The sequence below is a fragment of the Pseudonocardia sp. DSM 110487 genome, from assembly GCF_019468565.1.
Taxonomy (GTDB): domain Bacteria; phylum Actinomycetota; class Actinomycetes; order Mycobacteriales; family Pseudonocardiaceae; genus Pseudonocardia.
In genome coordinates this window covers 1,326,481-1,349,695 of the sequence record NZ_CP080521.1, presented here as the reverse complement: position 1 = coordinate 1,349,695, position 23,215 = coordinate 1,326,481, and the positions used below count along the sequence as shown (strand labels likewise).

Genomic DNA, 23,215 nt, shown 5'->3' with positions numbered 1-23,215 from the left:
GGGACATGCGAAGGAGCGTCTCTCCGAACGCCCGGCCAGCGGGGCAGAATGCTCGACCCTGTGGACACCCCAACCGCGATGTGGATAACCCGCCACGGGTCGTGAGTGGATACGCGCGCTATAGCTCGCGTATCCACTCACGACCTATCGGAGCTTGCCCAGCCGGTCCAGGGTCTCCTCCAGCTCGCCGACCAGGCCGGCCATCACCTCCGCCACCGGACGGACCGCGTTCAGCCTGCCCACGATCTGCCCGACCGGCATCGCGACGACCTCGGGGTCCTCTGCACACATGATCCGGGCGTGGGCCTCGCTGACCAGGATGTTCTGCAGCGGCATGGGGAGCGGCTCCGGGGCCTCGGGGGCCGCCCATGCCTGCGTCCAGCGGGTCTTGAGGAGGCGGGCCGGCTTGCCGGAGTAGATCCGGGAGCGGACCGTGTCAGCGGAGCTCGCGGAGAGGAGCGCGCGCTGCATCGCGGAGGCGGGGAGGCCTAGCGTGTACTCGGCCGTGGTGAGCCAGGCCGAGCCCATCCACACCCCGGCCGCGCCGAGGGCGAGCGCCGCGGCGATCTGCCTGCCGGTGCCGATGCCGCCGGCCGCGAGCACGGGTGCCCGGTCGCCCACGGCGTCGACGACCTCGGGCAGCAGCACCATCGAGGCGATCTCGCCGGTGTGCCCGCCCGCCTCGTAGCCCTGCGCCACCACGACGTCCACGCCCTGCTCGACGTGCCGCGCCGCGTGCGTGGCCGTACCGGCGAGTGCGGCCACCGGCACGCCCTTGCCGTGCGCCTCCTCGATGACGTCCGGCGGCGGTGAGCCGAGGGCGTTGGCGATCAGCTTCACCGGATGCTTCAGCGCGACGTCCACATGCGAGCGGGCCACCGAGTGCAGCCACCCGAGCACCCCATCGCCCGCCGGCGCGCCATCGGGCAGTGGCGGGACGCCCAGGTCGGCGAGCGTGCGCTCCACGAACTCGCGGTGCCCGGGCGGGATGAGGGCGTTCAGGTCGACCTGGGTGCCCTCGGTCGGGATCTTCGAGGGCATCACCACGTCGACGCCGTACGGCTTGCCGTCGGTGTGGGCGTCCATCCAGTCGAGCACGCGATCCAGCTCGGCGGCATCGTTGAACCGCACGCAGCCCAGCACCCCGAGCCCGCCCGCCCGGCTGATCGCCGCCGCCACGTGCTCGGACGGGGTGAACCCGGCGATCGGGTGCTCGATCCCGAAGCGGTCGCACAGGCCGGTGTGCACCATCAGACCGAGGCCCTTCCTGCCGGGGCGTGCTGTTCGACGTACCGGTGCGCCCACGCGTAGTCCGGCTTGGCGGTGGGCAGCCGCCCGATCTCGTCCACCACCCACACGGTGCGCGGAACCTTGTAGCCCGCGAGGTGCCCGCGCACGTGCGTCTCGAGCGCCGCAAGGTCGAGGGTGACACCGTTGCGCGGTTGTACGAGCGCGGCGACCCGCTGCCCGAGCCGCTCGTCGGGCACGGGGATCACCAGCGCGTCGAAGACGTCGGGATGCGACTTGAGGACGCCCTCGACCTCCTCCGGGAAGACCTTCTCTCCCCCGGTGTTGACGCACGTGTTGCCGCGACCGAGGAGCGTGACCGTGCCGTCGACCTCCATCCGCGCGAAGTCGCCCGGCACGACGTACCGCTTCCCGTCGACCTCGACGAACAGCGCCGCGGTCTTCTCCGGATCCTTGTAATAGCCGAGCGGGATGTGCCCGCCGCGCGCGATCCGGCCGACCTGCCCCGAGCGCGCCGGCACCGCGCGCCCGTCGTCATCGATCACGATCACGTCGCGGCCGGGGTTCACCCGCGGCCCGTTGGTCTGCTCGCCCTCCTTGGCGATCATCTGGATGCCCGTGAATCCCGACTCGGACGACCCGATCGCGTCGGTGAGCATGACGTTCGGCAGGGCGGCGACGAACTGCTCCTTCACCGACGGGGAGAACAGCGCCGCGTGGCTGGAGATCGCGAACACGGAGCTCGCGTCGTAGCTGCCTTCCTGGAATGCCTCGATCATCGGGCGGGCCATCGCGTCGCCGACCACCGTGATGACGTTGACCTTGTGCCGCTCGATCGTGCGCCACAGCTCGTGCGCATCGAACTGCGGGATGAGCACCACCGTGCCGCAACCGAACAGCGACGCGAGCGCCGCCCACTGGGCCGCCCCGTGCACGAGCGGGGCCACGCACAGCCGCACCAGCGCGAAGTCCTTGCCCGCCTGCGACTGCGCCCACTCGTCGGCCACCGGCTCACCGGTGATGAAGTCGATCCCGCCACCGAGCGCGCGCCAGACGTCCTCGTGCCGCCACAGCACGCCCTTCGGACGGCCGGTGGTCCCGCCCGTGTAGAGGATGTAGACGTCGTCGCCGCTGCGCTCGGCGAAGTCGCGATCCGGGCTCGCCGCCGCGAGCGCCTCCGCGTAGTCCACGCCGTGGCCAGGGGGCACCTCGGCACCGCTGCCGTCGTCGACGACCACGACGTGCGGCTTGCTCGGGAGGTCCGGGAGCACCCGCGCGACCCGCTCCGCGTACCGGCGGTCCTGCACCAGCGCCTTGAGCTCGGAGTTCTCGAAGAGGTAGCGCAGCTCGTTCTCGACGTACCGGTAGTTCACGTTGACCGCCGCTGCGCGCAGCTTGTACGCGGCAATCATCGCCTCGAGGGACTCGATGGAGTTGCGGCCGTGCACCCCGACGTGGTCTCCAGGGCCGACGCCGTGGGCGGCGAGGTGGTGCGCCAGCCGGTTGGCGTGCTCCTCGAGCTGCGCGTACGTCACCTGGCGGCCGTCGCAGATAACCGCGACGCGGTCCGGGACGAGATCAACGGCGTGCTCGACCAGATCCGCGATGTGGCGTGGCATGGACCATAAACTAGAACGTGTTATCGTTCTTGGCAATCCCCGTCCGACCTGGAGGTCTTCGGATGCCGCACTGCCTCGTCGAGCGCCGCGGCGCGGTACTGGTCGTCACGATGAACCGGCCGGAGGCGCGCAACGCCCTCACCGCCGAGATGATGGCGGGGATGAAGGCCGCCTGGGACGAGGTGGACGACGACCCGGAGATCCGGGTCTGCGTGCTCACCGGCGCGGGCGGGGCGTTCTGCGCCGGCGCGGACCTCAAGGCGATGACCAGCAGCCACCCCGGCGACGCGTTCGCAGGCGGCGGCTGGGACCTGTCGGTGATCGAACCGCTGCTCAAGGGCCGACGGCTGACCAAGCCGCTGATCGCCGCCGTCGAAGGGCCCGCGATCGCGGGCGGCACCGAGATCCTGCAGGCCACCGACATCCGCGTGGCCGGCGAGAGCGCCCGCTTCGGCGTGTCCGAGGCGCGGTGGGGGCTCTACCCCCTCGGCGGTTCCGCCGTGCGGCTACCCCGCCAGATCCCCTACACCGTCGCGGCGGACATCCTACTCACCGGACGGCACATCACCGCCGCCGAGGCGCTTGCGATCGGCCTCATCGGCCACGTCGTGCCCGACGGACAGGCGCTCCATCGCGCGCTCGAGCTCGCGGACCTCGTCGCGGCCAACGGCCCCCTCGCCGTGCAGGCCATGCTGCGCACGATCCGCGAGACCGAAGGCATGCCGGAGGACGAAGCGTTCAAGGTCGACGCGCGGGTCGGCGTGGAGGTCTTCCGCAGCGCCGACGCGAAGGAGGGCCCGCGGGCCTTCGCGGAGAAGCGCCGCCCCCACTTCGAGGGCCACTAACCCCGCCCACCCGGTGGTCGAGTAGCGCCGGCCCGCCAGGGCCGGCGCGTATCGAGACCACACGCCTGTCTCGAGGATGGTGGTCTCGATACGGTCCGGCGCTGGCGCGCCGGGCCTACTCGACCACCGGGGGGGACCAGTACGGGTCGCGCAGCCGCCGCTTGTACAGCTTGCCGTTGGGGTCGCGGGGCAACTGCTCGACGTAGTCGATGCTGCGCGGCAGCTTGAACCGCGCGAGCCGGCCCCGCGCGAACTCGAGCAGCTCCTCCGTCAGCTCCGGGCCGGCCTCGATGCCCGCGGCGGGCTGCACGACCGCCTTGATCTCCTCGCCCCAGTCAGGGTGCGGGATGCCGAAGACCGCCACGTCCGCGACCTTGGGGTGGCCGCCGAGCTGGCCCTCGATCTCGGCCGGGTAGATGTTGACGCCGCCCGAGATGATCAGGTCGCTCTTGCGGTCGTGCAGGAAGAGGTAGCCGTCCTCGTCGACGTGCCCGACGTCGCCGAGGGTGAACAGGTCTCCGGCCCGCGCCGCCTTCGTCTTCTCGGCATCGCGGTGGTACTCGAACGACGAGGTGCCCATGCGCAGGTAGACGAGTCCCGGCTCGCGGATCGGTACCTCGTCGCCGTGCTCGTCGAGGATCTTCACCACGGAACCGGGCCACGGCCGCCCCACCGAACCGGGCTTGCGCAGCCATTCGTCGGCGAAGATCGTGGTGCCGCCACCCTCGGTCGCGGCGTAGTACTCGATCACGACGGGCCCCCACCACTCGAGCATCCGCCGCTTGACCTCCTCGGGGCACGGCGCTGCGCCGTGGATCATCGCGCGCATCGAGGACAGGTCGTAGCGGGTGCGCTCGGACTCCGGCAGCGCCAGCAGGCGCGTGAACTGGGTGGGCACCATGTGGCTGTGGGTCACCCGGTGCCGCTCCACGAGGCGCAGCATCTCGGCCGGGTCCCAGCGGTCCATCAGGACCGCCGTGTGCCCCAGCTGGATCGAGATGGCGACGAAGTTGAGCACCGCCGTGTGGTAGAGCGGTGATCCGCAGAGGTGGACGTGCTCGTCGTGCGGCTTCAGCCCGAAGATGCCGAAGAACCACAGCGCGACGTTCGGAGGATCGTCGGGGTCGGCGCCGGTGAGAGGGCGTCGCACGCCCTTGGGCCGGCCGGTCGTCCCCGACGTGTAGAGCATCGGCGCACCGAGGGTGCGCACGTCAGGACGGCCCGCAGGCTCGTCGGCGCCGAGCTCCGCCAGCGATCGGAAGCCCGGCACGTCGCCGACCGCGAACCGGGCCTTCTCCGGCAGTCCGGCCTCCTCGGCCGCGGCCGTGGCGACCTCGGCGAACCGCTCGTGCGCCACGAACGCGTTCGCGCCGCTGTCACCGAGGATGTAGGCGACCTCCGGCCCGACCAGGTGCCAGTTCACGGCCACCGTGTAGAGCCCGGTCTGCATCGCCGCGAAGTGCACGGCGAGCATGTCGATCCCGTTGGGGAGCATCACGACGATCGCGTCGCCCGGACGCAGGCCCATCGCCTGCAACCCCCGCCCGTACCGGTCCGCGGCGGCGGCCAGGTCGCCGTAACTCAGCGCACGCCCGTCCGGGTCGACGACGGCGGTGCGGTCCGGGGTGGCGGCGGCGATGCCCCACAGTCCCAATGCGGTCACGGGAGAAAACTAGAACGCGTTCTCGTTGACGGCAAGGGCCTGCGCGAGCGTGCGCAGCTGGCGGACGTCCCGGCAACCGACGATCAGCATGTCCACCCCCGCCTCCTCCCACCGCTCCACCTCAGTGCGGACATGATCGGCGGAACCGACGATCGCCGTGTCGGCGACCAGCTCGTCCGGCACGGCAGCCACGGCGTCGGCCCGCCGGCCTGCCTGGAACAACGCCCCGATCTCCGCCACGACGCTCGCGTAGCCCATCCGCCCGAAGACGTCGGCGTGGAAGTTCATCCCGGGCGCGCCCATCCCGCCGAGGTAGAGCGCCAGCGACTGCTTGAGCCTTGCCACCACGGGAGCGGGGTCGTCGGTGACCACCACCTGACAGGAAGCGGCCACCGTGAAGTCCTCCCGCTTCCGGCGGGCTCCCGGACGGGCGAAGCCCTCGTCGAGCCACTCCCGATAGGTGTCGCCCAGCTTCGGCGAGTAGTAGATCGCCAGCCATCCGTCGGCGATCTCGGCCGTGAGCGCGACATTGCGCGGGCCCTCGGCGCCGAGCCAGATGGGCAGGTCGGCGCGCAACGGATGCGTGATCGGCTTCAGCGGCTTGCCCAGCCCGAGCGCGCCGGGACCGGTGAACGGCAGCGGGTAGTGCGGCCCGTCGCTGCGAACCGGCGCCTCGCGGGCGAGCACCTGGCGCACGATCGAGACGTACTCGCGGGTGCGGGCGAGCGGCTTGCCGAACGGCGCCCCGTACCAGCCCTCGACGACCTGTGGGCCGGAGACGCCCAGGCCGAGCACGACCCTCCCGCCGGACAGGTGGTCCAGCGTCAGGGCGTGCATGGCACAGGCCGCCGGGCTGCGCGCCGACAGCTGGGCCACCGACGTACCGAGCTGCACCCGTTGCGTGCGCGGCCCCCACCACGCCAGCGGCGTGAACGCGTCGGACCCCCACGACTCCGCGGCGAACACGGCGTCGAATCCGGCCCGCTCCGCCTCCACCACCAGCTCCGCCGTCCCGTCGGGCGGCCCGGCGCCCCAGTACCCCAGCTGCAGTCCCAGTCGCATGGGGACATCTTGCCAGTCAAACGAGAACCTGTTCTACTTCCGGAATGGCACCGCTGTCCGCCCCGCTGGAGGTCGGCTTCGACTACACCCGCTCGCTGGGCCCGGTCCTCGGCCGATTCATGACGGGGCTGCGCGACCGGCGGATCGAGGGCGTACGCGGCTCGGACGGGCGGGTGCACGTCCCTCCCGTCGAGTACGACCCGGCCACGGCGCAGCCGCTCAGCGAGTTCGTCGCGGTCGCCGACGAGGGCACGGTCGAGTCCTGGTCCTGGATGCCGGCACCGCTCGAGGGGCAGCCGCTCGCGCACCCGTTCGCCTGGGCGCTGGTCCGGCTCGACGGCGCCGACACCGCGATGCTGCACGCCGTCGACGCAGGCTCCCCCGACCGGATGCGCACGGGCATGCAGGTGCGGGTGCGCTGGACACCGGAGCCGGTCGGCTCGATCCGGGACATCGCGTGCTTCGAGCCCTTGGAAGGCCCCGCGCCACCGCGGCCGGATCCGTCCGGCGGGGAGCCGGTGACCATGGTGACCACCCCGGTGCACCTGCACTACGAGCACTCGGCCTCGGAGGAGGAGAGCCGCTACCTGCGGGGACTCGCCGAGGGGCGGCTGCTCGGCCAGCGATGCCCCGAATGCGGGAAGGTCTACATCCCGCCCCGCGGCGCGTGCCCGACCGACGGCGTGCCGACCTCCGAGGAGGTCGAGCTCCCCGACCGCGGGATCGTCACCACCTTCTGCATCGTCAACGTGCCCTTCCTCGGGCAGCGCATCCAGCCGCCGTATGTGGCGGCCTACGTGCTGCTCGACGGGGCGGACATCGCGTTCCTGCACCTGGTGCTCGGCTGCGCGGCCGACGAGGTCCGGATGGGCATGCGGGTCGAGGCCGTGTGGAAGCCCCGCGAGGAGTGGGGAACCACGGTGGCGAACATCGACCACTTCCGCCCAACCGGCGAGCCGGACGCCCCCTTCGAGTCCTTCGCGGAGCATCTGTGAACACCGACATCGCCGTCGTCGGCTTCGCCCAGGCACCGCAGGTGCACCGGACGTCCGGCACCACCAACGGGGTCGAGATGCTCGTCCCGGTGTTCCAGGAGCTGTTCGCGACCACCGGGCTGAGCCGCCGCGAGATCGGGTTCTGGTGCTCGGGTTCCTCGGACTACCTCGCGGGCAGGGCGTTCTCGTTCGTCTCCGCGGTGGACGCGATCGGCGCGTTCCCGCCGATCATCGAGTCGCACGTGGAGTCCGATGGGGCGTGGGCGCTGTACGAGGCGTGGGTGAAGATCCGCACCGGCGAGGTGGACACGGCGCTCGTGTACGGCTTCGGCAAGTCCTCTGCCGGCGAGCTGCGCCGGGTGCTGGCCCTGCAGCTCGACCCGTACGCCGTCGCCCCGCTCTGGCCCGACTCCGTGAGCATCGCCGCGCTGCAGGCGCGCGTCGGCCTCGACCGCGGGCTGTGGAGCGAGAAGGAGATGGCCGAGGTGGCCGCGCGCAGCCGCGCGGACGGCGCCGCCAACCCGCATGCGCAGCTCGGCGGCGCCGTCGACGTCGCGGCGCTGCTGGAGGAGCCCTATCTCGCCGACCCCCTGCGGGCCCACGACTGCGCGCCCGTCACCGACGGCGCCGCGGCCGTCGTGCTCGCGGCCGGCGACCGGGCGCGCGAGCTGTGCGAACGCCCCGCGTGGATCAGCGGCATCGAGCACCGCGTCGACTCCCCCGTCTTGGGCGCGCGCGACCTGGGACGCAGCACGTCGGCGGCCGCGGCGGCCGCGGCGGCCGGCATCGACGGTGTCACCGTCGCCGAGCTGCACGCCCCGTTCACCTCGCAAGAGCTGCTGCTGCGCCGCGAGCTCGGGCTCTCGGACGCCGTGCGGATCAACCCGTCCGGTGGCCCGTTGTGCGGCAACCCGATGTTCGCCACCGGGCTGACCCGGATCGGCGAGGCGGCCGCACGGGTCATGGACGGCACCGCGGAGCGAGTCCTCGCGCACGCCACCGTCGGGCCAGCGCTGCAGCAGAACCTCGTCTGTGTCATGGAGGGGCGGTCCTGATGGCCGGACAGCTGGCCGCGGTGCTCGGCACCGGGCAGACCCGCCACACGTCCCGTCGCCTCGACGTCTCGATGGCCGGGCTCTGCCGGGAGGCGATCGACCGCGCGATGGCCGATGCGGGCACCGAATGGGCCGACATCGACGCGGTGGTGCTCGGCAAGGCGCCCGACTTGTTCGAGGGCGTGATGATGCCCGAGCTGATGCTGGCCGACGCGATCGGCGCCACCGGCAAGCCGCTGCTGCGCGTGCACACCGCGGGATCGGTCGGCGGCTCCACCGCGGTCGTCGCCGCGAGCCTCGTTCAGGCCGGGGTGCACCGGCGGGTGCTAGCGGTGGCGTTCGAGAAGCAGTCGGAGTCGAACGCGATGTGGGCGCTGTCGATCGCGCCGCCGTTCACGATGCCGGTGGGCGCCGGTGCGGGCGGCTACTTCGCGCCGCACGTGCGGTCCTACATCCGCCGCTCCGGCGCCCCCGAGCACGTCGGCGCGATGGTCGCGGTGAAGGACCGCCGCAACGGCGCCCGCAACGCCTACGCCCACCTACGGCAGCCGGATATCACGCTCGAGTCCGTGCAGGCCTCCACGATGCTGTGGGACCCGATCCGCTACGACGAGACCTGCCCGTCCTCGGACGGGGCGTGCGCGGTGGTGATCGGCGACGAGGCCGCCGCGGAGTCCGTCGACCGGCCCGCCTGGATCCTCGCCACCACCATGCGCACCGAGCCGACGACGTTCGCCGGCCGCGACCAGGTCAACCCCCGTGCCGGGCGCGACGCCGCCGCGGCGTTGTGGGCCGACGCCGGCATCAGCGACCCGATGGCCGAGGTCGACGTCGCCGAGATCTACGTCCCGTTCTCCTGGTTCGAACCGATGTGGCTGGAGAACCTCGGCTTCGCCGCGGAGGGCGACGGGTGGCGGGTCACCGAGGCCGGTGACACCGCGATGGACGGCCGCCTCCCGGTGAACCCCTCGGGCGGGGTGCTGTGCTCGAACCCCATCGGCGCATCGGGGCTGCTGCGCTTCGCCGAGGCCGCGATGCAGGTCATGGGCCGGGCGGGCGACCACCAGGTCGACGGCGCCCGCACCGCGCTCGGGCACGCGTACGGCGGCGGGTCGCAGTTCTTCGCAATGTGGGTCGTAGGGGCGACGAAGCCGGGGGCAAAGCCGTGAAGTTCACGCTCGGGATCGCACTCAGCCCGCTGGACCAGCTCACCGAGCTCGCCCGCACCGCCGAGGAGTGCGGGTTCTCGTCGATCGCACTCCCGGACTCCGTGTTCTACGCCGAAAAGGTCTCCGCGAAGTACCCGTACACGCCCGACGGAGGCCGGTTCTGGGACGCGAACACCCCGTGGCCCGACCCGATCGCTGCCGCGGCCGCGATGGGCGCGGTGACCTCGCGGATCCGCTTCTACACGCAGGTGCTCAAGCTCGGGTCGCGCCACCCCGTACCACTCGCCCGCCAGGTCGGGTCGGTCGCGGTGCTCACCGGCGACCGGTTCGGCCTCGGGGTCGGGCTCGGCTGGGCGCCGGAGGAGTTCGAGTGGTGCGGCATCCCCTACGCCCACCGCGGCCGGCGCGCCGACGAGGCCATCGAGGTGCTGCGGCTGATCCTCGGCGGCGGGATGGTCTCCCACCACGGCGAGTTCTTCCAGTTCGACGCCCTGCAGATGAGCCCGGCGCCGTCCCGTCCCGTGCCGATCTACGTCGGCGGGCACACCGAGCCCGGGCTGCGCCGCGCGTCGCGGCACGACGGCTGGACGTCGGCGATGATCCGCTTCGACGACCTCCGCGACACCATCGGCAAGCTCACGGCCCTGCGCGCCGAGCTCGGCACGGCCGGCGAGCCGTTCGAGATCCAGGCCGTCTGCATCGACAGCTTCGGGCTCGACGGCTACCGCCGGCAACGCGACATCGGCGTGACGGACGCGATCGTCGTGCCATGGCTCTTCGACGGCATCGGCTTCGACGGCCCGCTCGCCGCGAAACAGGACAGCATGCGGCGGTTCGCAGAGAAGATCATCACGAGGATGTGAAGCAGACATGACCGCACCGGCGATCGACTGGACCGGCCCGCAGGCCGCTCACCCCGCGCGCGACGCGGCCCGCCGCTCGATGGACGCGGTGTCGCGCGGCGCGAAGGAGGAGTGGCTCGCGCTCTACGCCCCTGACGCCGTGCTGGAGGACCCGGTGGGCCCGTCCATGTTCGACCCGGACGGCAGGGGCCACCGCGGGCACGAAGGCCTCTCGGCGTTCTGGGACAAGGCCATCGCCATGGCCGAACGCATCACGTTCACGGTGCGGGACTCGTTCGCGGCAGGAGACGAGGTCGCGAACGTCGGCACCGTCACCTCGTACCTGCCGGGCGGATCCCGGATCGACACCGAGGGAGTGTTCGTCTACCGCGTCGGACCGGACGGGCTGCTGCGGTCGCTGCGGGCGTTCTGGGAGGTCGAGCGGGCGATGGCGACGCTGCGGTCGGAATGAGGCCAGGCCCGCACACCTCCGGTGGTCGAGTAGCGCCGGCCCCCACGCTGTCCGGTGGTCGAGTAGCGCCGGCCCGCCAGGGCCGGCGCGTATCGAGACCACAGCCACGACCTACCTCGGGGTGAGTGGTCTCGATACGGGCCGGCGCTGGGGCGCCGGCCCTACTCGACCACCGAGCCTGAGGTTCGGTCGAAGGTGAGGTCGAAGTCCTTGCGCCAGGTCATGCCCTGGTCCTCGGACGCCTCCCACCGGCCGCTGATCCGGTTCTTCTCCACGTCCCCGACGAACCGCTGGTGGAAGTCGGGGTCCTCGCGGCTCATGGTCCAGTGTCCGCCGTCGAAGGTCATGGCGAACTCGCGGCAGACGCCGCGGTCGTCGTGGTAGAGGGCGACGAACCGGTCGTTCGGGTCGCTGCGGCCGAGCACGAGGCGCATCTCGGAATGCACGTGCCCTCCCCCGCCGAACTCCGACCGCACGACCAGGAACGACTCCCCGAGCCACTCGATGGTCGTCCGGCCCGGCACCTCGGTGCCCGGCGGTTCGAGGAACCACGCGTCCGACAGCGTCGTCGTCCACTCACCGACGAGACCGTCGAGCTTCTCGAGTTCGGTGTTGCGCATCGTTCGAACCTAGGCCGTGTCTCGCGGATCTTGAGCGCGCTCTTCGAGCCCAGATCGCCCCTGGCTGCGTTGTCGGCCCGACCGGGTATTCCAATACAACGGCTCGGGCCTCCGCCTTGCCAGGGACGATCTGGATCTCGAAGCCCATCGCCCAAGATCCACGAGACACGGCCTAGAGCGACGAGACTGACCGCGTGGATCTCCATTTCGCCGGACAGGTGATCGAATGGCGCGGGCCGGCACCCTTCTCCTTCGTGCCGGTTCCTCCCGATGAGTCGGCAAACATCCGCGAGGTGGCCGCGATCGCCTCGTACGGCTGGGGCGTGATCCCGGTCGAGGCCCGGATCGGCGAGATCAGCTTCACGACGTCGCTCTTCCCGCAGGACGGCGGCTACCTGCTGCCGCTCAAGAACGCCGTGCGCAAGCCGCAGGGCCTCACGGCGGGCGACGAGGTGACGGTGGAGATGACCGTCCGGATCACGCCTCCTGCAGCGCCCTGATCGGCGACGCGCGCCGACGCGAATGGCCGGCACGACCGCGCGCAGAAGGCCCGTCTCGCGCACCCGTTCGGCGGCTATCCCAGTACGCCGAGATCGATCTCGACCGCGAACGGCGTGGTCGATGTGAAGGTCCCCGTCACCGCCGCACCGTCTGCGTAACCGAACTCACCGGCGAGGTGGCACGCGAGCAGCGAGACCGGCTCGGTGAGATCGACGATCCAGTAGTGCGGAATGCCCGCGTCGGCGTACTCGCCGCGCTTGACTACGTGGTCGGTGCGCCGAGAGCTGGGCGAGACGAGCTCGACGACCACGAGCACGTCGGAGGCCCGGATCACGCCGCCCTCGCGCTGAACCCGGCGAGGCACGTCTCGGTGCACCACGACGAGGTCCGGCCGGCGGACGAAACCCGGCGCATCCGCTTCGGCGAGCCCCAGGTCGACGTCGACGCCCTGGACGGCCAGGAGATCAGCCGGCAGCTGCCGGTACAGCGCGAGACAGATCTCCCCCGACGCGAGGTTGTGCAGGGGCGACGGGTTCGGGGACAACACCAGCCGCCCCTCGACGAGTTCCGAGTAGCCGTACTCGATCTCCCCGATGGCGAGGTACTCGTCGACGGTCAGCAGCCGGGCTGGCGGCTGGATCGACACGCGTGCCTCCTCCCGCCGATGTGGAGTTTGGCACGCGGGGCCCTACGTCTCGTGGAGGACCACGCCCCGGATGTTGCGCCCAGCGTGCATGTCCGCGTAGGCCTGGTTGACCTCGTCGAGTTTGTAGGTCGTGGTGACGAGCTCGTCGAGCTTGAGCCGCCCGGCCCGGTACATGTCGGCGAGCCGCGCGATCTCGTGCGGTGGCGTGCCCATTCCGAAGATCACGCCCTGGATCCGCTTCTGCAGCATCGCGAGCATCCAGATGTTGATCGGCAGGCCCTCTGCCTTGAAGTCGCCGATGCCGGTGACGACCACGGTGCCGAACTTGCCGATGGCGTTGACCGCGCTCGCTACGTGCTCGCCGGTGGTGACGCCGACCGTGACGATCGCGGAGTGCGCGCCCTGGCCGTTCGTGACGGAGCGGCCGAACTCGGCGGCCTCGTCGATGCCGGCGAACGCGTGGGTGGCGCCGAACTCGAGAGCCTTCTCCCGCTTGAACGGGACCGGGTCGACGGCGATGACATGGGCGGCCCCGCGGGTGACGGCCGCCTGCACGGCGTTCATGCCCACGCCGCCGGTACCCATCACGATCACCGTGTCACCGGCCTCGACCTCGGCGCCGTACTCCGCCGAACACCACCCGGTGGGCACGCCGCAGCTCAGCAGCGCCGCCACGTGGAACGGGATGTCGTCGGGGACCTTGGTCAGCGAGTGCTCGGACACCACGGCGTGCTGCGCGAAAGTGCCGACCATCGTCATCTGGCCGACGTCGGCTCCGTCGTGGTGGGCGCGGTACGTGCCGTCGGGCATGCAGCCGGCCAGCGCGTACATGCCCAGGTCGCAGAGGTTGCCACCACCCGAGACGCATGCCCTGCACTGCCCGCAGGACGGCACGAACTGGGCGACGACGTGGTCGCCGACGGCGAGCGAGCGGACCGCGGGCCCGACCTTCTCGACCACGCCCGCGCCCTCGTGCCCGCCGATCAGCGGGAGCTTGCCGACCGGCATGTCACCGGTCGTGGCGTGGTCGTCGGAGTGGCAGAGTCCGGCGGCGACGAACCGGACGAGCACCTCGTGCTCGCCGGGCTCGTCGATGTCGACGTCGATGATCTGCCACTTGCCGGGCTGCTCCAGCAACGCTGCTGCGCGAGTCCGCACAGGTTCACTCCCTCTCAGGCATACCGGACCGGGAATTCCTTGATCCCGTTGAGCCAGCCCGACCGCAGCCTGCGCGGCTCACCGGCCTTGGTGATGTCGGGCATGTGGTCGGCGATCGCGTTGAAGATCAGATCGATCTCGAGGCGGGCCAGGTTGGCGCCGATGCAGTAGTGCGCGCCACGGCCGCCGAAGCCGAGGTGCGGGTTGGGGCTGCGGGTGATGTCGAAGCGCTCCGGCGCCTCGAAGACGTCCTCGTCGAAGTTGGCGGAGCTGTAGAACATGACGACGCGGTCGTCCTTGCGGATCCGCTGGCCGCCGAGCTCGGTGTCGGCCGTCGCGGTGCGCTGGAAGGCCATCACGGGCGTGGCCCAGCGCACGATCTCGTCGGCCGCCGTCTCGGGGCGCTCGGCCTTGTAGAGCTCCCACTGCTCGGGGTGGTCGAGGAAGGCCATCATCCCGTGCGTGATCGCGTTGCGCGTGGTCTCGTTGCCCGCGACGGCGAGCAGGATGACGAAGAAGCCGAACTCGTCCGCCGACAGGTTCTCGCCCTCGATGTCGGCTTTGACGAGCGCCGTGACGATGTCGTCCATCGGGCAGCGCTTGCGCTCCTCGGCCATCGCCATCGAGTAGCCGAGCAGCTCCATGGCCGCGGCGAGGGGCTCCACCTCGATCTCCGGGTCGTCGTAGGAGACCATCTGGTTCGACCAGTCGAAGATCTTGCGGCGGTCGTCCTGGGGGATGCCGAGCAGCTCGGCGATGGCCTGCAGGGGCAGCTCGCAGGCGACGTCGGTGACGAAGTCGCCCGATCCCTCGCTGCGGGCGGTGTGGACGATCTTCTCGGCGCGCGCGGCGAGCGCGTCGCGCAGCCCGGCCACGGCCCGCGGGGTGAAGCCGCGGGAGACGATCCGGCGCAGCGCCGTGTGCTTCGGCGCGTCGTTGTTCAGCATGATCAGCCGCTGCATGTCCAGCTGCTCCGGCGTGGTGCCCTCGGCGTGCCGGACGATCGCCGTCTTCTCGCGGGAGGAGTACAGCGTGCTGTCCAGCGACACCGCCTTCACGTCGGTGTGCCGGGTGACCATCCAGTAGCCCTCGTCGTCGAACCCCGCGCTGCCGCGGCGCTGGGGGATCCACGTGACGGGTGCCGTCCGGCGCATCTCGGCCAACTCAGCCGCCGGGACGCCCTGGGCGTACGCGTCGGGATCGGTGAAGTCGAACCCCTCGGGGATCCGGACCTGGGTCACGGCTACCTCCCGCAGCTGGAACGTGTTCTAGGTCGAGTCAAGCACAGTTCGGGCCGCGAGAGGAAGGCCTCGGGCGCGGTCCGCTTGTTCAAAACAGCAACGTGTTCTAGCTTTGCGCCATGGGCAACCCAGTGGTCGTCGCGGCAGTGCGCACCCCGATCGGCAGGCGGCGCGGCGCGCTCTCGGGGCTGCACGCCGCCGAGATCCTCGGCGCCGCGCTCACGGGCCTGATCGCGCGCACCGAGATCGATCCCGCGCTCGTCGAGCAGGTGATCGGCGGCTGCGTCACGCAGGCCGGGGAGCAGTCGAACAACATCACCCGCACCGCATGGCTGCACGCCAAGCTGCCCCACACCACGGCCGCCACCACGGTCGACTGCCAGTGCGGCTCCGCCCAGCAGTCCACCCACCTCGTGGCCGGGTTGATCAGCACGGGCGCGATCGACGCGGGGATCGCCTGCGGGGTGGAGGCGATGAGCCGGGTGCCACTGCGGGCCAACGTCGGGGAGAGCGCGGGGGTTCCCCGGCCGCAGGACTGGGACATCGACCTGCCGAACCAGTACGTCGCCGCCGAGCGCATCGCGGCGCGCCGCGGGCTGAGCAGGGAGGAGGTCGACAGATTCGGCCTTGCCTCCCAGGCGAGAGCCGCCCGCGCATGGGGCGAGGGGCGGTTCTCGCGGGAGGTCGTGCCGGTCGACGCGCCTGTCCTCGACGCCGACGGGATCGCCACCGGCGAGCGCCGGGTCGTGGACCGCGACGAAGGGCTGCGCGACACGAGCCTCGAGGCCCTCTCCCGGCTGAAGCCGATCCTCGACGACGGCGTGCACACCGCGGGCACCGCGTCCCAGATCTCCGACGGCGCGTCCGCCGTGCTGCTCATGGACGCCGACCGCGCCCGCGAGCTCGGCCTGCGCCCGCGAGCCCGCATCGTCGCCCAGTGCGTGGTGGGCGCCGAGCCGTACTACCACCTCGACGGGCCCGTACAGGCCACCGAGCGCGTACTCGCCCGAAGCGGCATGAAGATCGGCGACCTCGACTTGTGCGAGGTCAACGAGGCGTTCGCCTCCGTCGTGCTGTCCTGGAGCAGCGTGCACCGGCCCGACCCGGACCGGGTCAACGTCAACGGCGGGGCCATCGCGCTGGGGCACCCGGTCGGCAGCACCGGTACCCGACTGATCACCACGGCCCTGCATGAGCTGGAGCGCCGCGACGCCGCCACCGCGCTCGTGACGATGTGCGCCGGGGGTGCGCTGGCCACCTGCACGATCCTGGAGCGCATCTGAGCGTGCTCGCACACCCGTGATCAGCACAACTGGTGTGAGAGCGACAGATCTGTCGCCGCCACACCACTTCTGGCGATCACAGCTGGCTCGCCCGCGCCGACACCTCCGAGGGGCACTGCGCAGCGCGTCGGCACGGCGGTCGTGGCTGACGGGACGGTGACGGCTCGCCCGGCCTGGTCCACCGCTTCCCCGCCCGAGCCGCACCGCACTTCGCCCTATGCGCAGGAGCCCACTGGCGTAACACTTGGCACGTCGGAACGAGTACCGCCGAGAACCACGGTCTCGAGTCACGAGCGGGGGCACACGATGTGGCGCAACCGATTGGTCGTCGCATCGGCCATGGTCGCGATAGGGCTGGTGACCGCCGCCTGCGACGACACCGATGGTACCGACCAGAGCCGTGGCCCCCGCGGCCCTGAGGAGATTCCCGGATTGTCGGCCGTCGTGAGCCCTCCGGAGGAGACCGCGTTCGGCGCGCCGGTGTCAGAACGGAGAACCGCAGGGCAGCGGGACACGTCGGTGGCCGCGTCTCCTGTCGAGATTCCAGGCGTCGAGCCGCAGATGGAACCGCCAGATCCGGGAACATTGGAAGGTCCGTCGCCGGTCGAGATCCCGGGCGTCTCCCCGAACCTCACCCCACCCCCCGAGCCGCCGCCTACCGCTCCGGAAACGGAGCCAGGGGCCGAAACACCGCGATGACCGCTCCTCGAGCGGAGGAGAGAGTCACGAAACTCGTCGAGTGGGTGGCCGCGGTCGCCGGACCTCTCACCGCCGTGACGGCCGTCCTCTACTACTTCGGCTGGACGCGAACCAACGCGGCATTCCGCTACTTCGGAGTGGACCCCGCGATCCTGGAGCTCGAGCCGGTCGACTATCTCGTCCGGGCGGCCGGACCGGCGTTCACGCCGACCGTGGCCCTGGTGCTCGGCGCGGCTGCGCTCTTCGCGCTCAGCCGGGCAGCGCTGTGGCTGGAGCTCGCATGCCTGCGTCACCCCATCATGTTCCATGCTCGCGTTCTCGTCCTGCGGGTTCCGTCCGTCGTGCTCGTCTACGCCGGAGTCGTCGCGCTGTGGTGCGGCATCCGCGTAGCCCTCCGAATCCCGGACTATCTGGGTATCAGTGCGACGGTGGGGCTCACCGAACCCGTACCTGCGGCGCTCGCGCTGGCGGCAGGATCGGTGGTTCTTGTGATGGGTGTGCGACTTCTCCATCTGCGGCCACCGCCGGCCGAGCCTCGGCTGCCCGCACTCTCCACCCTGCCTCGGCTCTTGCTGGTGGCGACGGTTCTGGTGGCGACATTCTGGGCAACATCTGTGTACTCACAGCGCGCAGGCGAGGACCTCGCATCGTTCATCAACGACAATCCCGGCTCTCAAGCGGGTGTGACGATCTACAGCGAGGAATCGTTGAGCCTCTGGTCGGTCGCGCCTCCGGGCCCAGTCCCGGAAGGAGAACGGTTCCGCTACGTCTACACCGGCCTCCGGCTCCTGACGTACGCGAACGAGAGATGGCTCCTGCTCACCGGGGAGCGGAATGCCAACGGCCGACTGGCGGTTGTCATCCTTCGTGACGACACCGATATCCGCGTTCGTCTCAGCGGGTAGGTCGGCGGGCGTCCTCGCGCGTCTGTCGGCGCCATTGCGCTCGGCCTTCGTCGGTGTCAGATCCAGGCGTCCTCGCCCAGCCACCCGAGCAGCGCGTCGAAGGCGGGCGCCGGTGCGGCGTCCCGCGCGACGGTGTAGCCGCCGCGGTAGAACAACAGCGGCGGGTCGCCCCCATCGGCACAATCCAGGTCCGTGACCCGCCCGTGCACGACGTGATGGTCACCGCCGTCGTGCACGGTCTCGATCGTGGCGTCGATCCAGGCCAGTGCCCCGTCGAGCACCGGGGCACCGGCAGGCGAAGGTGCCCAGTGCACGCCCTCGAACTTGCCGAGGTCACGGCGACCGAAACGCTGCGACAGCTCCTGCTGGTGCGCCCCGAGCACGTTGACGCAGAACCGCCCGGACCGCTCGATCGCCCGCCAGGTGGCAGACGTCCGCGCCGGGCAGAACAGCACCATGGGTGGGTCGAGGGAGAGCGCCGCGAACGCCTGGCAGGCGAAGCCGACCGGCCGCCCGCCGTCCACCGCCGTCACGACCGTGACGCCGGTGCAGAAGCGGCCCAGCACCTGACGGAACCGAACGGCGTCGACGGCGGCGAGCGTCACTTCTGGGCGCCCACGCTGAAGTCGTGGCCCCACAGGCTGACGGCGGTGCTCTCGCGGGCGACCCAGCGCGCGTCGTCGCGCACCTGCCGCCCCTCGGTACCGAACTCGACGTCGAACCCACCGGGGCACTTCATGTAGAACGACAACATCAGGTCGTTGACGTGCCGGCCGAGCGTGGCCGCCATCGGCACCTTGCGCCGCTTCGCCCGGTCCAGCGCGAGACCCACGTCGTCGGTGTTCCCGACCTCCACCATGATGTGGACGATGCCGCTCGGCGTGGGCATCGGCAGGAACGCGAGGCTGTGGTGGCGCGGGTTGCAGCCGAGGAACCGCAGCCACGCGGGCGGGCCGTCCGCCGGGCGGCCGACCAGCTGCGGCGGGAGCCGCATCGAGTCGCGCAGCTTGAAGCCGAGCACGTCCCGGTAGAAGCGCAGCGAGGCCTCGTCGTCGTGCGTGGACAGCACGATGTGCCCGAGCCCCTGCTCGCCGGTGACGAAAGTGTGGCCGTAGGGGCTCACCACCCGCCGGTGCTCGAGCGCGGCGCCGTGGATCACCTCCTGGGCGTTGCCCGTCGGATCCTCGAAGGAGATCATCTCGTCGACCCGGCGCTCGGCCCGCTCGGCGGGAGTGCCCTCCTTGAACGGCACCCCTGCCCGCTCCAGTGCGCGCCGCACCTCGTCGAGCGCGGAAGCATGGGCAACCTCCCAGCCGACCGCGGCCAGCCGGTCCTTCTCACCGGGCAGGATGACGATCCGGGCCGGGAAGTCGTCCATCCGCAGGTAGAGCGCGTCGGGGTCGGCACCCTTCCCCTCGACCATGCCCAGCACCTTGAGCCCGAACTCGCGCCACGCGGCGACGTCCGTGGCCGCGATCCGCAGGTACGCCAACGACTGGATCACGATGCATCCCCCAGGAAGTCCGTGACGAGGCGGTTGAACTCCTCGAACTTCTCCAGCTGCGCCCAGTGCCCGCACCCGCCGAACACGTGCAGCTGCGCCCGTTTGATCAGCTTGAGGGCGACGAGTGCGCCGTCGAGCGGGTTGACGCGGTCCTCCCGGCCCCACACCAGCAGCACGCGCTGGCGCAGCCGGTGCGCCTCGCGCCAGAGCATGCCGTCCTCGTACGTCTCGGGGTTGGTGAACGTTCGGCCCATCGCGCCCATGGCCCGCAACGCGGCCGGGTCGCTGGCCGCGGCGAACCGCTCCTCGACGAGCTCGTCGGTGACCATCGACTGGTCGTGCACCAGCGTGCGCAGGAACGCCCCGAGCTTCTCCTTGGTCGGCCCCGGTGGCGCCGCGAAGGCGTAGAGCCGCTTGATGCCCTCCGTCGGGTCGGCCGCGAAGACGTTGAGGGACAGCCCGCCGGGCGCCATCAGGACGAGCCGGCCGGCTCGGTCGGGGTGGCGAAGGGCGAAGCGCACCGCGGTGCCGCCGCCGAGCGAGTTGCCGACCAGGTGCACCTTCTCGATCCCCAGCGAGTCGAGCAGACCGAGCAGGGCGTCGGAGCTCTGCGTGAAGTACTGCGCGTCGCCCACCGGGCCCTCTGAGCGACCGAAACCCGGCTGGTCGACGGCGAGCGTGCGGAACGACCGGGCGAACACCGGGATGTTGCGCCCGAAGTTGCTCCATGCCGACGCACCCGGCCCGCCGCCGTGCAGCAGGACGACGGCGTCGCCGTGCTCCTCGCCCGCCTCGTGGAAGTGCAGCCGCAGATCGGGCGCGACCTGGGCGGTGCGGCTGGTGGACTCGAAGTCGACCGTTGCGGTTGTCATCTCACACCAGCGCATCCTGGACCGGCAGGCCCATCGTGGCTGCCCCGTACATGGCAAGAGCGCGTTCCGGATCGTTGATCGCGTGCAGCCTGCCTGCGTGCGCGTCGCGCCAGAACCGCTGGATCGGCGTGCCGGACTTCAGCACGCGGCCGCCCGAGTTCTCGAACAGCGAGTCGATCGCCGAGATCGCCCGCCCTGTCCCCCTGACCTGGTCGCGCCGCACCTGCAGGCGCAGCGCCATCGGGATGCGCTCCCCTGCCGTGGCGTGGCGCATCAGCGCGCCCATGTTGTGCTCCAGCTGCAGCCACGCCGCGTCGATCTCGGACGCCGCGTCGCCGATCCGCACCTGCGAGTGCGGGTCCTCGGCCGCCTTCGCCTTGGCGTAGGACGCACGCACCCGCTCCTGCATGTACCCGACGTGCGCCTCGTAGGCGCCGGTCGCCATGCCGATGATCGGCGTGGTGATCGCGTAGGAGAACACCGACCCGAACGGGAGCCGGTAGGTCGGCGCCGGGTTCACCTCATGGCCGGGGCACCGGCACCGGGAGGTGTCGGCGAAGCTCAGCGCGCGGTGGGCGGGCACGAAGACGTCGTCGACGACGATGTCGTTGCTGCCGGTGCCGCGCAGGCCGACCGTGTCCCATACGTCGTCGATCGTGTAGTCGGAGATCGGCAGCAGGAACGTGCAGAAGTCGACCTGGTTGCCGTCGGCGTCGCGCACGATCCCGCCCAGCAGCACCCAGGTTGCGTGGTCGCACCCCGAGGAGAAGCTCCACCGCCCGCTCAGGCGGTACCCGCCCTCCACGAGGGTGGCCCGCCCGGTCGGCGCGTAGGACGACGACAGCCGGGTGTTCGGGTCCTCCCCCCACACCTCCTCCTGTGCCTGCGCCGGGAAGAGCGCGACCTGCCACGGGTGCACCCCGACCACCGAGGCGACCCAGCCGGTGGAACCGCACGCGCTCGCAATGGCCCGCACCGCGGTGAAGAGCGTGAGCGGCTCGGCCTCGTGACCGCCGTAGCGCGCGGGCTGCAGCAACCGGAACAGCCCGGCCTCTTCGAGCGCCTTGATCGACTCGTCCGGCACCCGCCGGGCGTCCTCGGTTTCCTGCGCTCGCTCCCGCAGCGCCGGCAGGAGATCCATCACGGCCTCGACGACCTTCGCGCCCACAGCAGCTCCCGTCCCTAGACCCGGCTGAGATTAGAACACGTTCTCGTTTCTGTCGACCGTCGCGACGCGGCGGCCGGCGCGGCGCCCGGAGAAGACGCAGTCGGCGAGCGACAGCCCGCTCACGTAGGAGTCCGAGCACAGGCCAACAGCGGTGCGGCCGGCCGCATAGAGCCCTTCGACCGGCACCCCGTCGGTCCGCAGGACGGCACCGGTGTCCTCGTTGACCACGAGGCCGCCGAGCGTCAGCATCGGGCAGGGGTAGAACGTGTTCGGCCGCACCGACACATCGATCAGCGAGAACGGCGGCTCCTGCGGCACCCGGACGAACTCGGCGGGCTTGCCGGCCGGATCGGGGCGCCCGTCGCGGGCCGCGTCGTCGTGTGCGGCGACGGTGGCCAGCAGGCCGTCAACGTCTACGCCCGCCGCCAGGGCGACCTCCTCGACGGTCGCGCCGCTGACGCGCGCCCGTCCGAGCAGGTACCAGGCCTGCAACCGCTGGAACCACACCGTCTGCTCGCGCAGCTGCCGCCGCACGTCCCGGAGCAGCGCGGCATCCGCGAGCAGCCAGCCCCGGCCCGAGTGCCCGTCGATCAACGCCTTGCCGACCGCCGCGCCGTAGCGCGACTCGTCGCACACCCGCTGCCCGGCCTCGTCGACGAGAAGGGCGCCGAGGAACGCGGTGGGCGGGGTGATGAAGCGCCACGCCGAGACCGAGCCGAGCCTCGCCGTCGCCCCGCCTGCGGCCACGCCGAGCCGGATGCCGCTGCCGTCGTCGCCGGGGGTGCCGAGCGCGAGCCCGCCGCGGTAGGTGGGGGCGTTCTCGCGGAGCATGGCGCGGTTCGCGACGAAGCCACCCGCGGCCAGCACCACGCCGCGCCGGGCGCGGATCCGCAGTGGCCGGGCGGAGCGGCGTTCGAGGGCGGCGGCCGGGCCGTGCAGGATCCGGCGCAGCGGCGGCGAGTAGATGCCCGGCTTCGCCGCGTACTTGCTGAGCACCCGGTGCGCGGCGGCCGGAGCCCCGCGCAGCGCGAGGCAGTCCACGCCGACGACGCGCCCGCCCTCCCGCACGAGACCGCGTACCGCCGTCTGCGGGTGGACGCGCACGCCCAGCTCGCGCACCGCTCGCGCGAGGTGCGCGTAGAGCACGCCGCCCGAGGTGCCGCGCGCACGGACCCGGTGCCCGCGCGGCACCGGAGGCGTGGCGTCCCGGAACCCGCCCGCCGACTCGCTGCCGGAGAAGTAGAGGTAGTGCCGGTCGGTCGGGTACGACGTCTTGTACGGGCACAGGCTCGCCTCGAACGGCACGCCGAGCGCGGCGAGCCACTCGATCATCTCGGCGCTGCCATCGCAGAACCGGCGGAGCGTGCCTGGGGAGACCGCACCGGCGACCTCCCGGCTGAGGTAGGCGTACATGCCCTCGGGCGAGTCCTCCACCCCGGCCGCACGCTGGATCGACGTGCCGCCGCCCGCGTAGACCACGCCCCCGGACAGGGCGGAGGCACCCCCGCCGCCGAACCGGTCGACCAGCACCACGTCGGCACCTGCCCTGGCCGCCTCGATCGCGGCGCAAGCGCCCGCCGCGCCGAACCCAACGACCACGACGTCGGCGACCAGCTCGTCCATCGACACTCCCTTGTGCAACAGGTTC

Annotated in this window: 22 protein-coding genes; 9 read left to right on the top strand and 13 right to left on the bottom strand. The window is 71.5% G+C overall.

Going from position 1 to position 23,215, the window contains the following annotated elements; all coding sequences use genetic code 11:
• Positions 1-144: 144 nt before the first annotated feature.
• Both K1T35_RS06395 and K1T35_RS06390 read right to left on the bottom strand, forming a co-directional pair.
• Entirely contained in the window at positions 145-1,248 is a 1,104-nt protein-coding gene (locus K1T35_RS06395) for a nitronate monooxygenase family protein (RefSeq protein ID WP_220262439.1), read from the bottom strand.
• Positions 1,249-1,250: 2 nt separating this feature from the next.
• The gene (locus tag K1T35_RS06390) at positions 1,251-2,867 is read right to left on the bottom strand and encodes an acyl-CoA synthetase (protein ID WP_220259239.1); all 1,617 of its coding nucleotides are present in this window, start codon (positions 2,865-2,867) and stop codon (positions 1,251-1,253) included.
• Between the two features lie 62 nt (positions 2,868-2,929).
• Here K1T35_RS06390 and K1T35_RS06385 point away from each other — a divergent pair, with 62 nt between their 5' ends.
• Positions 2,930-3,712 carry a crotonase/enoyl-CoA hydratase family protein gene (locus K1T35_RS06385; RefSeq protein ID WP_220259237.1) on the top strand — a complete coding sequence of 261 codons (783 nt, stop codon included), beginning with the start codon at positions 2,930-2,932 and terminating at the stop codon, positions 3,710-3,712.
• 115 nt (positions 3,713-3,827) lie between these two features.
• Here the strand turns inward: K1T35_RS06385 and K1T35_RS06380 are convergent, their stop codons facing one another.
• Positions 3,828-5,375: an acyl-CoA synthetase gene (locus tag K1T35_RS06380; protein WP_220259236.1), complete on the bottom strand. Its 1,548-nt coding sequence runs from the start codon at positions 5,373-5,375 to the stop codon at positions 3,828-3,830.
• Positions 5,376-5,384: 9 nt separating this feature from the next.
• On the bottom strand, positions 5,385-6,437 hold the full coding sequence (locus K1T35_RS06375; protein WP_220259235.1) for an LLM class F420-dependent oxidoreductase: 1,053 nt from the start codon (positions 6,435-6,437) through the stop codon (positions 5,385-5,387).
• 44 nt (positions 6,438-6,481) lie between these two features.
• On the opposite strand from K1T35_RS06375, the gene K1T35_RS06370 reads away from it, so the two are divergent.
• Genes K1T35_RS06370 through K1T35_RS06350 form a run of 5 tightly spaced genes read left to right on the top strand, consistent with a single transcriptional unit; the run spans position 6,482 to position 10,970 of the window.
• Complete coding sequence (locus tag K1T35_RS06370) at positions 6,482-7,432, top strand: Zn-ribbon domain-containing OB-fold protein (RefSeq protein WP_220259234.1); 951 nt, start codon at positions 6,482-6,484, stop codon at positions 7,430-7,432.
• The gene (locus K1T35_RS06365) at positions 7,429-8,487 is read left to right on the top strand and encodes a thiolase domain-containing protein (RefSeq protein WP_220259233.1); all 1,059 of its coding nucleotides are present in this window, start codon (positions 7,429-7,431) and stop codon (positions 8,485-8,487) included. The genes K1T35_RS06370 and K1T35_RS06365 overlap by 4 nt, the downstream gene beginning before the upstream one ends.
• Positions 8,487-9,656, top strand: a complete 1,170-nt coding sequence (locus K1T35_RS06360; protein ID WP_220259231.1) for a thiolase domain-containing protein — start codon at positions 8,487-8,489, stop codon at positions 9,654-9,656. Before K1T35_RS06365 ends, K1T35_RS06360 begins: the two co-directional genes overlap by 1 nt.
• Positions 9,653-10,519 carry a TIGR03619 family F420-dependent LLM class oxidoreductase gene (locus tag K1T35_RS06355; RefSeq protein ID WP_220259230.1) on the top strand — a complete coding sequence of 289 codons (867 nt, stop codon included), beginning with the start codon at positions 9,653-9,655 and terminating at the stop codon, positions 10,517-10,519. Before K1T35_RS06360 ends, K1T35_RS06355 begins: the two co-directional genes overlap by 4 nt.
• 7 nt (positions 10,520-10,526) lie before the next feature.
• The gene (locus K1T35_RS06350; RefSeq protein ID WP_220259229.1) at positions 10,527-10,970 is read left to right on the top strand and encodes a nuclear transport factor 2 family protein; all 444 of its coding nucleotides are present in this window, start codon (positions 10,527-10,529) and stop codon (positions 10,968-10,970) included.
• A 161-nt stretch (positions 10,971-11,131) separates the two neighbouring features.
• On the opposite strand, the gene K1T35_RS06345 is transcribed toward K1T35_RS06350, so the two are convergent.
• Positions 11,132-11,590: a hypothetical protein gene (locus tag K1T35_RS06345; RefSeq protein ID WP_220259228.1), complete on the bottom strand. Its 459-nt coding sequence runs from the start codon at positions 11,588-11,590 to the stop codon at positions 11,132-11,134.
• Between the two features lie 194 nt (positions 11,591-11,784).
• Between K1T35_RS06345 and K1T35_RS06340 the strand changes: the two genes are divergently transcribed.
• A complete protein-coding gene (locus K1T35_RS06340; RefSeq protein WP_220259227.1) occupies positions 11,785-12,090 on the top strand; it encodes a DUF1905 domain-containing protein in 306 nt (101 codons plus the stop codon).
• Between the two features lie 74 nt (positions 12,091-12,164).
• Here K1T35_RS06340 and K1T35_RS06335 read toward each other — a convergent pair whose 3' ends face one another.
• The 3 genes from K1T35_RS06335 to K1T35_RS06325 are packed head-to-tail and all read right to left on the bottom strand — an operon-like array spanning position 12,165 to position 15,136.
• Complete coding sequence (locus K1T35_RS06335; RefSeq protein ID WP_220259226.1) at positions 12,165-12,737, bottom strand: Uma2 family endonuclease; 573 nt, start codon at positions 12,735-12,737, stop codon at positions 12,165-12,167.
• 42 nt (positions 12,738-12,779) lie between these two features.
• The gene (locus tag K1T35_RS06330; protein WP_220259225.1) at positions 12,780-13,895 is read right to left on the bottom strand and encodes an NDMA-dependent alcohol dehydrogenase; all 1,116 of its coding nucleotides are present in this window, start codon (positions 13,893-13,895) and stop codon (positions 12,780-12,782) included.
• Positions 13,896-13,909: 14 nt separating this feature from the next.
• Positions 13,910-15,136 carry a cytochrome P450 gene (locus K1T35_RS06325; RefSeq protein ID WP_255621632.1) on the bottom strand — a complete coding sequence of 409 codons (1,227 nt, stop codon included), beginning with the start codon at positions 15,134-15,136 and terminating at the stop codon, positions 13,910-13,912.
• A gap of 119 nt (positions 15,137-15,255) precedes the next feature.
• Between K1T35_RS06325 and K1T35_RS06320 the strand changes: the two genes are divergently transcribed.
• The gene (locus K1T35_RS06320; RefSeq protein ID WP_220259224.1) at positions 15,256-16,419 is read left to right on the top strand and encodes a steroid 3-ketoacyl-CoA thiolase; all 1,164 of its coding nucleotides are present in this window, start codon (positions 15,256-15,258) and stop codon (positions 16,417-16,419) included.
• 743 nt (positions 16,420-17,162) lie between these two features.
• Positions 17,163-18,023, top strand: a complete 861-nt coding sequence (locus tag K1T35_RS06315) for a hypothetical protein (RefSeq protein ID WP_220259222.1) — start codon at positions 17,163-17,165, stop codon at positions 18,021-18,023.
• A 56-nt stretch (positions 18,024-18,079) separates the two neighbouring features.
• Here K1T35_RS06315 and hsaB read toward each other — a convergent pair whose 3' ends face one another.
• From hsaB to K1T35_RS06290, 5 genes are read right to left on the bottom strand one after another with little or no spacing between them, the layout of a single operon-like run.
• On the bottom strand, positions 18,080-18,628 hold the full coding sequence (gene hsaB / locus K1T35_RS06310; RefSeq protein WP_220259221.1) for a 3-hydroxy-9,10-secoandrosta-1,3,5(10)-triene-9,17-dione monooxygenase reductase subunit: 549 nt from the start codon (positions 18,626-18,628) through the stop codon (positions 18,080-18,082).
• Complete coding sequence (gene hsaC / locus K1T35_RS06305) at positions 18,625-19,530, bottom strand: iron-dependent extradiol dioxygenase HsaC (RefSeq protein ID WP_220262437.1); 906 nt, start codon at positions 19,528-19,530, stop codon at positions 18,625-18,627. Before hsaC ends, hsaB begins: the two co-directional genes overlap by 4 nt.
• Positions 19,524-20,399: a 4,5:9,10-diseco-3-hydroxy-5,9,17-trioxoandrosta-1(10),2-diene-4-oate hydrolase gene (gene hsaD, locus K1T35_RS06300; RefSeq protein WP_220259220.1), complete on the bottom strand. Its 876-nt coding sequence runs from the start codon at positions 20,397-20,399 to the stop codon at positions 19,524-19,526. The genes hsaC and hsaD overlap by 7 nt, the downstream gene beginning before the upstream one ends.
• 1 nt (position 20,400) lies before the next feature.
• Positions 20,401-21,540, bottom strand: a complete 1,140-nt coding sequence (gene hsaA, locus K1T35_RS06295; protein WP_220262436.1) for a 3-hydroxy-9,10-secoandrosta-1,3,5(10)-triene-9,17-dione monooxygenase oxygenase subunit — start codon at positions 21,538-21,540, stop codon at positions 20,401-20,403.
• Positions 21,541-21,597: 57 nt separating this feature from the next.
• Positions 21,598-23,190, bottom strand: coding sequence for an FAD-binding protein (locus K1T35_RS06290; RefSeq protein ID WP_220259219.1), 1,593 nt, complete (start codon positions 23,188-23,190; stop codon positions 21,598-21,600).
• Between the last annotated feature and the right edge of the window lie 25 nt (positions 23,191-23,215).

Excerpts from the sequence above, each read along its gene's own strand:
- hsaA (WP_220262436.1), bottom strand. The coding sequence starts at position 21,540 with ATGGATCTCCTGCCGGCGCTGCGGGAGCGAGCGCAGGAAACCGAGGAC.
- K1T35_RS06390 (WP_220259239.1), bottom strand. The coding sequence starts at position 2,867 with ATGCCACGCCACATCGCGGATCTGGTCGAGCACGCCGTTGATCTCGTC.
- K1T35_RS06375 (WP_220259235.1), bottom strand. The coding sequence starts at position 6,437 with ATGCGACTGGGACTGCAGCTGGGGTACTGGGGCGCCGGGCCGCCCGAC.
- hsaD (WP_220259220.1), bottom strand. The coding sequence starts at position 20,399 with ATGACAACCGCAACGGTCGACTTCGAGTCCACCAGCCGCACCGCCCAG.
- K1T35_RS06385 (WP_220259237.1), top strand. The coding sequence starts at position 2,930 with ATGCCGCACTGCCTCGTCGAGCGCCGCGGCGCGGTACTGGTCGTCACG.
- K1T35_RS06290 (WP_220259219.1), bottom strand. The coding sequence starts at position 23,190 with ATGGACGAGCTGGTCGCCGACGTCGTGGTCGTTGGGTTCGGCGCGGCG.
- K1T35_RS06360 (WP_220259231.1), top strand. The coding sequence starts at position 8,487 with ATGGCCGGACAGCTGGCCGCGGTGCTCGGCACCGGGCAGACCCGCCAC.
- K1T35_RS06320 (WP_220259224.1), top strand. The coding sequence starts at position 15,256 with ATGGGCAACCCAGTGGTCGTCGCGGCAGTGCGCACCCCGATCGGCAGG.
- K1T35_RS06345 (WP_220259228.1), bottom strand. The coding sequence starts at position 11,590 with ATGCGCAACACCGAACTCGAGAAGCTCGACGGTCTCGTCGGTGAGTGG.
- K1T35_RS06350 (WP_220259229.1), top strand. The coding sequence starts at position 10,527 with ATGACCGCACCGGCGATCGACTGGACCGGCCCGCAGGCCGCTCACCCC.
- K1T35_RS06370 (WP_220259234.1), top strand. The coding sequence starts at position 6,482 with ATGGCACCGCTGTCCGCCCCGCTGGAGGTCGGCTTCGACTACACCCGC.